At 71.7% G+C, this 10746-nt stretch carries 7 protein-coding genes and 1 pseudogene; 7 read left to right on the top strand and 1 reads right to left on the bottom strand.

Annotated features, from left to right (window positions below):
- Window positions 1-5: 5 nt before the first annotated feature.
- The 4 genes from iolB to ACZ418_RS01475 all read left to right on the top strand — a co-directional run bounded on the left by iolB (window position 6) and on the right by ACZ418_RS01475 (window position 5979).
- A complete protein-coding gene (iolB, locus tag ACZ418_RS01460) occupies window positions 6-845 on the top strand; it encodes a 5-deoxy-glucuronate isomerase (protein ID WP_468355188.1) in 840 nt (279 codons plus the stop codon).
- Window positions 842-2722 carry a 3D-(3,5/4)-trihydroxycyclohexane-1,2-dione acylhydrolase (decyclizing) gene (gene iolD / locus ACZ418_RS01465; protein WP_468355191.1) on the top strand — a complete coding sequence of 627 codons (1881 nt, stop codon included), beginning with the start codon at window positions 842-844 and terminating at the stop codon, window positions 2720-2722. The genes iolB and iolD overlap by 4 nt, the downstream gene beginning before the upstream one ends.
- Window positions 2723-2738: 16 nt before the next feature.
- Entirely contained in the window at window positions 2739-4241 is a 1503-nt protein-coding gene (mmsA, locus tag ACZ418_RS01470) for a CoA-acylating methylmalonate-semialdehyde dehydrogenase (protein WP_468355194.1), read from the top strand.
- Window positions 4242-4542: 301 nt separating this feature from the next.
- The gene (locus ACZ418_RS01475) at window positions 4543-5979 is read left to right on the top strand and encodes an APC family permease (protein ID WP_468355197.1); all 1437 of its coding nucleotides are present in this window, start codon (window positions 4543-4545) and stop codon (window positions 5977-5979) included.
- On the opposite strand, the gene ACZ418_RS01480 is transcribed toward ACZ418_RS01475, so the two are convergent.
- The gene (locus ACZ418_RS01480) at window positions 5980-6393 is read right to left on the bottom strand and encodes a GNAT family N-acetyltransferase (protein WP_468355199.1); all 414 of its coding nucleotides are present in this window, start codon (window positions 6391-6393) and stop codon (window positions 5980-5982) included.
- Between the two features lie 115 nt (window positions 6394-6508).
- On the opposite strand from ACZ418_RS01480, the gene ACZ418_RS01485 reads away from it, so the two are divergent.
- From ACZ418_RS01485 to ACZ418_RS01495, 3 genes and pseudogenes are all read left to right on the top strand, one after another.
- On the top strand, window positions 6509-9157 hold the full coding sequence (locus ACZ418_RS01485; RefSeq protein WP_468355202.1) for a CocE/NonD family hydrolase: 2649 nt from the start codon (window positions 6509-6511) through the stop codon (window positions 9155-9157).
- A complete protein-coding gene (locus tag ACZ418_RS01490; protein WP_468355206.1) occupies window positions 9154-10008 on the top strand; it encodes an ABC transporter permease in 855 nt (284 codons plus the stop codon). The genes ACZ418_RS01485 and ACZ418_RS01490 overlap by 4 nt, the downstream gene beginning before the upstream one ends.
- Before the next feature lie 260 nt (window positions 10009-10268).
- A pseudogene (locus ACZ418_RS01495) lies at window positions 10269-10666 on the top strand (long-chain fatty acid--CoA ligase); the annotation flags it as partial.
- Window positions 10667-10746: the final 80 nt, after the last annotated feature.

Genomic DNA, 10746 nt, shown 5'->3' on the forward strand with positions numbered 1-10746 from the left:
GCCGCATGACCAGCACCGATCTGCATCTGCCGAGGGGCACCACCGCGAACGCCCAGTACGCCGTCGACATCGACCCCAAGTTGGCCGGCTGGACGCACAGCAGCCTGCGCGTGGTCGAGTTGGCGCCGGGTGGCACACATACGTTCACCACCGGGGACAGTGAGTGGATCGTGCTTCCGCTGGAAGGCGGATGTACCGTACAAATTGCGACCGCATCGAACGAGAAGGGCGAGTTCCAACTCCTGGGCCGGGAAAGCGTGTTCGCGGACGTCTCCGACTTCGCGTATGTTCCCCGGGACGCCCGGGTCCAGATCGCCTCCGGCGCGGGAGGCCGCTTCGCCCTGGCAGGAGCGAAGTGCGAGCGACGACTCCCCGCCCGCTACGGCCCCGCGCCGGAGGTCCCCGTCGAGGAGCGCGGCAGCGGCTCCTGCGCCCGCAGGGTGCGCAACTTCGCCTCGGCGGACTCCTTCGACTGCGACCGGCTGATCGCCGTAGAGGTCATCACCCCGGGCGGCAACTGGTCGTCGTACCCGCCGCACAAGCACGACGAGCACCGGCCGGGCGCGGAGTCCGAGCTGGAGGAGATCTACTACTTCGAGATCGACGGCCCGAAGGGTCTCGGCTACCAGCGCGTGTTCCCCTCGCGTGCGGGCGGCGCGGACGTGCTCGCCGAGGTCCGCTCCGGCGACGCGGTCCTCGTCCCCGACGGCTGGCACGGGCCGTCCATCGCCCAGCCCGGGCATGACATGTACTACCTGAACGTCATGGCGGGCCCGGGCGAGACCCGGGAGTGGCGGATCTGCTTCCACCCCGACCACGTAGAAAGCACAGGGGGCTACCGATGACGACGACCCGGCTGACCGTCGCGCAGGCGCTGGTCCGCTTTCTCGCCGCCCAGTACACCGAACGCGACGGCGCACGGCAGCGGCTGATCGGCGCCACCTGGGGCATCTTCGGGCACGGCAATGTCGCGGGGCTCGGCCAGGCGCTGATCGAGTACGCCGACGTCATGCCGTACCACCAGGGCCGCAACGAGCAGTCCATGGTGCACGCGGCGGTCGGCTACGCCCGCCAGTCGAACCGCCTGTCCACGCACGCGGTGACGACCTCGATCGGCCCCGGCGCCACCAACCTGGTCACCGGCGCCGCCCTCGCGACCATCAACCACCTCCCGGTGCTGCTCCTCCCCGGTGACGTCTTCGCCACCCGCCCCGCCGACCCGGTCCTGCAGCAGCTGGAGGTGCCGTACGCCGGCGATGTGTCGGTCAACGACACCCTGCGCCCGGTGTCGAAGTACTTCGACCGCATCACCCGCCCGGAAGCCCTGATCCCGAGCGCCCTGCAGGCCATGCGCGTCCTCACCGACCCGGTGGAGACCGGCGCGGTCACCCTCGCCCTGCCGCAGGACGTGCAGGCGGAGGCCTTCGACTGGCCGGAGGAGTTCTTCTCGACGCGCGTGTGGACGGTACGACGGCCGGGCGCGGACCCGACCGAGCTGGCCGAGGCGGTCCGGGCGATCCGGGAGGCACGCCGGCCGCTGGTCATCGCGGGCGGCGGAGTCCACCACAGCCGCGCCGAGCTGGCCCTCGCCGAGTTCGCGGCGGCCACCCGGATCCCGGTCGCCTCCACCCAGGCCGGCAAGGGCTCCCTGCGGTACGACCATCCACAGGACGTGGGCGGGGTCGGCCACACCGGCACCGCGACCGCCGACGAGCTGGCCCGCACCGCCGACCTGGTGCTCGGCGTCGGCACCCGGTACACCGACTTCACCACCGCCTCCGGCACCCTCTTCGAGAACCCGGACGTCCGCTTCCTCAACCTCAACATCGCGCCGTACGACGGCCACAAGCTGTCCGGGCTCCCGCTGGTCGCCGACGCCCGCAGCGGCCTGGGCGAGCTGACCGAGGCGCTGGGGATGCACGGGCACAGGGTGGCGGAGTCGTACGTCACCGAGTACACCGAGGACAAGGAGCGCTGGGAGCAGCGCGTCGACGCCTGCTTCGAGGCCGAGGAGCCGGACATGCGGCCCACCCAGCCGCAGGTCATCGGGGCCCTGGACGCCCTGGTGGACGAGTCGGACATCATCATCAACGCGGCCGGCTCGCTCCCCGGCGATCTGCACAAGCTGTGGCGGGCGCGGTCGGTGGACCAGTACCACCTGGAGTACGGCTACTCCTGCATGGGCTACGAGATCCCGGCCGCGCTCGGCGTGAAGCTCGCCGCGCCGGAGCGGAACGTGTGGGCGCTGGTCGGCGACGGCACGTATCTGATGATGCCGACGGAGATCGTGACGGCCGTGCAGGAGGGCGTCGCGATCAAGATGCTGCTGGTGCAGAACCACGGGTACGCGTCCATCGGCGGGCTCTCGGAGTCGGTGGGCGGCGAGCGGTTCGGCACCGCCTACCGGTTCCAGGCCGGGGACGGGACGTTCACGGGCGCCCCGCTGCCGGTCGACCTCGCCGCCAATGCGGCCAGCCTGGGCATGCGGGTGCTGCGCGCGAAGACCGTACGGGAGCTGCGCGAGGCGCTCGCCGTGGCGCGCGCCGCCGACACTCCCACATGTGTCTACGTGGAGACCGAAACGTCCGACACTGTGTCGGGCGCGCCTCCGGCGCAGGCCTGGTGGGATGTTCCTGTGGCCGAGACCGCGACCCGACCGTCCGCGGTCAAGGCACGAGAGCTGTACGAACGGCACGTCTCGACCCGACGCCGCCATCTGTAATAAGGAGTCTCTGGGCATGACGAAGATCGTCAACCACTGGATCGGCGGGAAGACCGTCGAAGGCGCGTCGGGCACGTACGGGCCGGTCACCGACCCGGCGACCGGCGCGGTCACCACGAAGGTCGCGTTCGCGTCGGTGGAGGAGGTGGACGCGGCCGTTGCGGCGGCCAAGGACGCCTTCACCACCTGGAGCCAGTCCTCCCTGGCCCAGCGCACGACCATCCTCTTCCGGTTCCGCGCGCTGCTCGACGCCCACCGCGACGAGATCGCCGAGCTGATCACCGCCGAGCACGGCAAGGTGCACTCCGACGCGCTCGGCGAGGTCGCGCGCGGCCTGGAGATCGTCGACCTGGCGTGCGGCATCAACGTCCAGCTGAAGGGCGAGCTGTCCACGCAGGTCGCCAGCCGCGTCGACGTGGCCGCGATCCGCCAGCCGCTCGGTGTCGTCGCCGGGATCACGCCGTTCAACTTCCCGGCCATGGTCCCGATGTGGATGTTCCCGATCGCCATCGCGTGCGGCAACACGTTCGTGCTGAAGCCGTCCGAGAAGGACCCGTCGGCGTCACTCAAGATCGCCGAGCTGCTGTCCGAGGCCGGTCTGCCCGACGGCGTGTTCAACGTCGTGCACGGTGACAAGGTGGCCGTGGACCGCCTGCTGGAGCACCCCGACGTCAAGGCCGTGTCCTTCGTCGGCTCCACCCCGATCGCCCGCTACATCCACACCACGGCCTCCGCGAACGGCAAGCGGGTGCAGGCCCTGGGCGGCGCCAAGAACCACATGCTGGTGCTGCCGGACGCCGACCTGGACGCGGCCGCCGACGCCGCCGTGAGCGCGGCCTACGGCTCGGCGGGCGAGCGCTGCATGGCCATCTCGGCGGTCGTGGCCGTGGGCTCGATCGGCGACACGCTGGTGGAGAAGATCCGCGAGCGTGCCGAGAAGATCAAGATCGGTCCGGGCAACGACCCGACCTCCGAGATGGGCCCGCTGATCACCGCCGCCCACCGTGACAAGGTGGCGTCGTACGTCTCCGGGGCCGCCGCCGAGGGCGCCGAGGTGGTGCTCGACGGCACCGGCTACACCGTCGAGGGCTTCGAGGACGGCCACTGGATCGGCATCTCGCTGCTCGACCGGGTGCCGACCAGCGCCAAGGCCTACCAGGACGAGATCTTCGGCCCGGTGCTGTGCGTGCTGCGCGTCGACACCTACGAGGAGGGCGTGGCCCTCATCAACGCCTCGCCGTTCGGCAACGGCACCGCGATCTTCACCCGGGACGGTGGCGCGGCCCGCCGCTTCCAGCTGGAGATCGAGGCGGGCATGGTCGGCGTGAACGTGCCGATCCCGGTGCCGGTGGGCTACCACTCCTTCGGTGGCTGGAAGGACTCGCTCTTCGGCGACCACCACATCTACGGCAACGACGGCACGCACTTCTACACCCGCGGCAAGGTCGTCACCACGCGCTGGCCCGACCCGGCCGACGCACCGGCGGGCGTGGACCTGGGCTTCCCGCGCAACCACTGAGCGACCGGCAGGGCCTGACGGGGCCGTCCGCTATGCGGACGGCCCTGTTTTTTTGTGCGGGAGCGCTGCGATTCTCGTACAGCCGCAAGGGCCCGCGCACAGGGACCGTTGATACGAGAATCGAGTGATCGACGGCCTCTTTGCTGCGGATTTCGTAGGTGAACACCCATTGACGCGGCGGTTTTCGTCGGGGTTCCATTCAGCCGCCGGGAGCGGACCAGTGCATGTACGACCAGGCCGCCGGAGGCGATAGCGCTCCCGACCCCCACCCTCACTCGCACGAGTCGATCGGAACCGCCGCATGACCGACACGCTCCGCCCTGTCGACCCAGCCGTCATAGCCGCTTCTGAAAGCCCCCAGAAACTCAAGCGGTCCATCGGTGTCGTCGGCGGCACCCTGCTGACGCTGTCGTGCGTCACGCCCGCCTCCACGCTCTTCGTGATCGTGCCCGACCTGTTCTCCAGCCTGGGCACGGCGACGGCGCTCTGCCTCGTCATCGGCGCGCTCCTCTGTATCCCGGTCGCCTTCTGCTACTCCGAGCTGGGCACCCTCATCCCCAGCGCGGGCGGCGAGTACGCCATCGTCTCCACCCTGGCCGGACGGCTCGCCGGCTGGCTGGCCTTCGTGATGTCGCTGCTCGTCGTGATGATCGTCCCTCCGGTCATCGCCATGGGCACCGCCGACTACCTGGCCCCGATCGTCCACCTCGACCCGTCCATGACGGGCGCCGGCGTGATGATCGCGGCCACCCTCGCCGGTCTGCTGGACCTGCGCGCCAACGCCTGGATCACCGGCATCTTCCTGGTCCTGGAGGTCGTCGCCGCCGGAGTCGTCGCCCTGCTCGGCTTCACCCACTCCCACCGGGGTGCGGGCAGCCTCGTGAACTCGCTCCAGGTGGCCGGCGAGCACAGCCACGTCGACCCGGTCACGGCCATGATGGTCCTCTCCGGGCTCGCCATCGCCCTCTTCGCCACCCAGGGCTTCTCCACCGCCATCTACCTCTCCGAGGAACTGGAGAACCCGCGCCGCAGCGTCGCCCGTACCGTCCTCGCGACCCTCGCCATCTCCAGCGTGGTCATCCTGGTGCCGGTCGTGGCGATCACCCTCGGCGCCGGTGACCTGAAGACGCTGACCGGCGGCGACATCTCCAGCATGGTCATCGCCTGGAGCAACTCGGCCGTCGGCACCTTCGTCAGCCTGTGCGTCGCCCTCGCGATCATCAACGCGGGCATCGTCATGGTCATCCAGAACTCCCGCGTCCTGTTCGCCTCCGCCCGCGACAAGGCCTGGCCCGCCCCGGTCAACAACGCCCTCGCCAAGCTCGGCCGGTTCGGCTCCCCCTGGGTCGCCACCCTCGTCGTCGGCGTCCCCGGTGCCTTCCTCTGCTTCGTCAACCTCGACACCCTCTACGGCGTCACCGGCGTCGCCGTCACCGGCCTGTACCTGCTGGTCGCGATCGCCGCGCTGCTCGCCCGGCGCGGAGCGCACGGCACCAAGCAGGCCTGGCGGATGCCGCTGTGGCCGGCGATGCCGGTCCTGCTGATCGCCGTCCTCGTCTACATCCTGGTCGAGCAGGACCCGTCGTACCTGTGGTGGACCGGCGGCATCACCGCCGTCGCCACCCTCTACTGGGCCTTCTACCTGCGCCCGCGCCGCGAGACCCGCTGGGTGGTGTCCCTCCCGGAGGACATCCGCCTCGCCGAGGAGGAGCAGCTCGCCGAGGCTGCCCAGGCCTAGTCAGAACTCCCAGGTCATCACCCTGCACGAACCGTCGTCCTTGCCACCCGCACTGCGATAGGCGGCAAGGGCGACGTCGTTCCCGGCGTCGACCCCGACCCACATGCCGTAGCAGCCCCGCTCCCGGGCCAGCGCGGCCAGCCGCGCCACCAGCGCCCGCCCGATGCCCCGGCGCCGGTACGGCTCGTCCACGGCCAGCTCGTACAGGAACATCTCGGTGCCCTTGTCCGGGTGCACCGTCTCGACCCCGCTGACGAAACCGACGGGGGCCTGGCCGTCCTGCGCGTAGGCCAGCAGCAGATGGTGCCCGGCGGTGGTGAGGAAGCGCTCCGCCCACTCGGGGCGCGCCGGATCGTCGAACAGGTGCCCGGCGGCGACGACCTCCGCGACGGTGGTGGCCCGGCGAATGTCCATGCGTCTTCGTACCACGGCTGGTGTACGCCGGGCAGGCCCCGTACTCCTGCGGGAGGGGCGGGGGTTCAGCCCACCGGCTCCCTCGGTTGTCGGTGGCGGCCCGTACCGTTGAGACATGGATCTTCGGGTGCCTCCGCTGCGAGGGCTGCTCAAGGGGCCGCGCCGGCTGTTCGCCGCCGCGGCCGCCGTCGTGGTGCTCGCCGGCGCCGGCACCTGGACGGCCGCCGCATCCGAGGACACGCCCCCGGTGCACAGGACCGACCGGGTCATGGCGGTCGACGGGGTGCGCCTGGAGACCTCGTACTTCACCCCGGCCGGCGCCGGCCGCCACCCGGCCGTCCTGCTGGCGCACGGCTTCGGCGGCAGCAAGGACGACATGCGCCAGCAGGCCGAGGACCTCGCCCGGGACGGGTACGCGGTCCTGACCTGGTCCGCGCGCGGCTTCGGCAAATCCACCGGGAAGATCGGGCTCAACGACCCGAAGGGCGAGGTCGCCGACGTCTCCCGGCTCATCGACTGGCTGGCGAGACGACCCGAGGTCCAGCTCGACAAACCCGGCGACCCGCGCGTGGGCATGGCCGGCGGCTCCTACGGCGGCGCGATCTCCCTGCTCGCCGCCGGGTACGACCACCGGGTCGACGCCATCGCCCCGGCCATCACCTACTGGAACCTCGCGGACGCGCTGTTCCCGGACGGCGTGTTCAAGAAGCTGTGGGCCGGCGTCTTCTTCAACACCGGCGGCGGCTGCGCCCGCTTCGAGCCCGCGCTGTGCCGGATGTACGACAGGGTCGCCGAGTCCGGCACCCCGGACCCGGCCGCCCGCGCACTCCTGCAGGAGCGCTCACCGTCCGCCGTCGGCTCCCGCATCAAGGTGCCCACGCTGCTGCTGCAAGGCCAGACGGACTCCCTGTTCACCCTCGGCCAGTCCGACGCCGCCCAGAGGGCGATCCGGGCGAACGGCGCCCCCGTGGACGTCGACTGGATCGCGGGCGGCCATGACGGCGGCGACATGGAGACCGGCCGGGTGCAGACACGCGTGCGTGCGTGGTTCGACCGCTATCTGAAGGGCGACGCCTCGGCCGGCACCGGCCCGGCCTTCCGGATCACCCGCACCGGCGGCGTGAACTCCACCGACGGCACCGCCCAGCTGCGCGGCGCGACCGCCGGCAGCTACCCCGGCCTGCGCGCACACGCGCGCGGCATCGCCCTGACCGGCGGCACCCAGCACGTCACCAACCCGGCCGGCGCCAGCCCGCCCGGCGTCTCCGCCCTGCCCGGCCTCGGCGGCTCGGGCGGCCTCGGTCAGCTGTCCGCGCTCGGCCTCGGCGTCTCCCTCGACTTCCCCGGCCAGTACGCGAAGTTCGACTCCGCGTCGCTCACCCGCGACCTGCAGATCACCGGCACCCCGACCGCGACCGTCCACATCACCTCGACCAGCGACGACGCCGTCCTGTTCGGCAAGGTCTACGACGTCGGCCCCGACGGCACCCAGCAGGTGCTGCCCGCCCAGCTCGTCGCCCCCTTCCGGGTCACCGGCGCCAAGGCGGGCAAGGACGTCACGGTCACCCTCCCCGCGATCGACCACGAGGTGCAGAAGGGCCACCGGCTCCGCCTGGTCCTCGCCTCCACCGACCTCGGCTACGCCTCACCGGCCGCCCCGGCCACCTACACCGTCTCCCTCAAGGGAGACCTGAGCGTGCCGACCGCTCCCGCCGTCACCACCGCCGCGGCACCCCTGCCCGCCTGGGTCTGGTGGCTGCCGGGTGCCGGCGCGGCGGTCGCGCTCGCCCTGCTGCTCACCGCCCGCCGCCGTACGGCCGGCCCCGTGCCCGACCCGGAGCCGGCCGAGGCCCCGCTCGTGATCAAGGACCTGAGCAAGCGGTACGCGAAGTCCGCCGACCGGTACGCGGTGCGCGAGCTGTCCTTCCGGGTGGAGAAGGGCCAGGTCCTCGGCCTGCTCGGACCCAACGGCGCGGGCAAGACCACCACCCTGCGCATGCTGATGGGCCTGATCACCCCGGACGACGGCGAGATCCGCGTCTTCGGCCACGCGATCCGGCCGGGCGCGCCCGTGCTGTCGCGGGTCGGCGCCTTCGTGGAGGGCGCGGGCTTCCTGCCGCACCTGTCCGGCCGGGAGAACCTGGAGCTGTACTGGCGGGCCACCGGCCGCCCGCCTCAGGACGCCCACCTGGAGGAGGCCCTGGAGATCGCCGGGCTCGGCGACGCGCTCGCCCGCGCGGTGCGCACCTACTCGCAGGGCATGCGCCAGCGCCTCGCCATCGCCCAGGCCATGCTCGGCCTGCCCGACCTGCTCATCCTCGACGAACCCACCAACGGTCTCGACCCGCCCCAGATCCGCGAGATGCGCGAGGTGATGATCCGCTACGCGGCCGCCGGCCGCACGGTGATCGTCTCCAGCCATCTCCTCGCCGAGGTCGAGCAGTCCTGCACCCACCTGGTGGTGATGGACCGCGGCCGGCTCGTCCAGTCCGGCCCGGTCGGCGAGATCATCGGCTCCGGCGACACCCTGCTCGTCGGCACCGCCACGCCCGTGGAGGAGCCGGTCGTGGAGAAGGTCGCCGCGCTGCCCGGCGTCGCCTCCGCCGTGCGCACCGACGACGGGCTGCTGATCCGGATGGACCCCGGCGGCACGGCCGAGCGGCTGGTCGTGGAGCTGGTGCGTCTTGAGGTGCCGGTCGCCTCGGTCGGCCCGCACCGCCGCCTGGAAGACGCTTTCCTCACCCTGATCGGAGGTTCAGCATGAGCACGCTCACCGAGGTCGCCTCCGGTTATCAGACGCGGCACACCCTGCCTCTGCGGGTCGAGCTGGTCCGCCAGCTCAAGCGGCGCCGGACCCTGGTCATGGGGACCATCCTCGGCCTGCTGCCCTTCGTGCTGCTGATCGCCTTCGCGATCGGTGGCGACCCGTCGAGCCGCGACGGCCGGATCACCCTGATGGACACGGCCACCGCGTCCGGCGCCAACTTCGCCGCGGTGAACCTGTTCGTCTCGGCCGGCTTCCTGCTGGTGATCCCGGTCGCCCTGTTCTGCGGGGACACGGTCGCCTCGGAGGCGAGCTGGTCCTCCCTGCGCTATCTGCTCGCCGCGCCCGTGCCCCGCGCCCGGCTGCTGTGGTCCAAGCTGACCGTGGCGCTCGGGCTGAGCCTCGCCGCGATGATCCTGCTCCCCGTGGTCGCCCTCGCGGTCGGCACGGCGGCGTACGGCTGGGGTCCGCTGCAGATACCCACCGGCGGTGCGCTGGACACGGGGACGGCGGCGCAGCGCCTTGCGGTGACCGTGGCGTACATCTTCGTGTCCCAACTGGTCACCGCGGGGCTCGCGTTCTGGCTGTCGACGAAGACGGACGCCCCGCTCGGCGCGGTCGGTGGCGCGGTCGGTCTGACCATCGTCGGCAACGTCCTGGACGCCGTCACCGCGCTCGGCCACTGGCGCGACTTCCTGCCCGCGCACTGGCAGTTCGCCTGGGCCGACGCCGTCCAGCCGCACCCGGAGTGGTCCGGCATGATCCAGGGAACGGCGATCTCCACAACGTACGCCCTGGTGCTGTTCGCCCTGGCCTTCCGGGGGTTCGCCCGCAAGGACATCGTCTCCTGAGAGGTGCCGGGGGGAGTGGGCCCGACCCATTGACCTTTCCTTACCTGTGAGTAAGTTGCCCCGGGAGCACGAGCCTTCGCAACAGCCGCGACCGGGAGTCGTCATGGGCGTACGCAGGGATCTGAAACGGGCACGGCAGCGCACCGATCTGGCGGAGCGGGCCTCGGTGGAGATCGTCAGGGACGCCACCGGCACCGTGCGCGAGGTGCGGGCCGCGGCCCTGGCGCCGCCACTGACCACCGGCTCCCTGGCCGACCTGCGGCAAGAACGTCTCCCCGGCCGTCCTGGAGGACCGGCTGCGCAGCCGCGCGCGGTCGGCCAGTGCGTGGTCGTCGGCGACAACCGCCCCTTCGCGGCCGCGCTGATCACCCTGGACCCGGAGGCGGTCGCCCACTGGCTGTCAATACACAAGCTGCCGCCGGACACCCCGCTCGCCGAGCTGGTGCACGACGAAAGGCTGCGCGCGGAGGTGCAGAGGGCGGTCGACCACGCCAGCCAGGCGGTCTCCCGCGCCGAGTCCATTCGCGCCTTGGCGCTCGTGGAGGGGGAGTTCACCGAGGAGAACGGGCTGCTGACGCCGTCGCTGAAGGTGAAACGGCACGCGGTCGTGGACCGCTGTGCCGAGCAGATCGAGGAGCCGTACCGCAGGCGGCCGTAGACAACGAAGCGGGGGGGGGGGGGGGGGGAGGGGGGGGGGGGGGGGTGGGGGGGGGTGGGGGGGGGGGTGTTTTGTGCTTT

Source organism: Streptomyces sp. NPDC030820 (assembly GCF_055572075.1).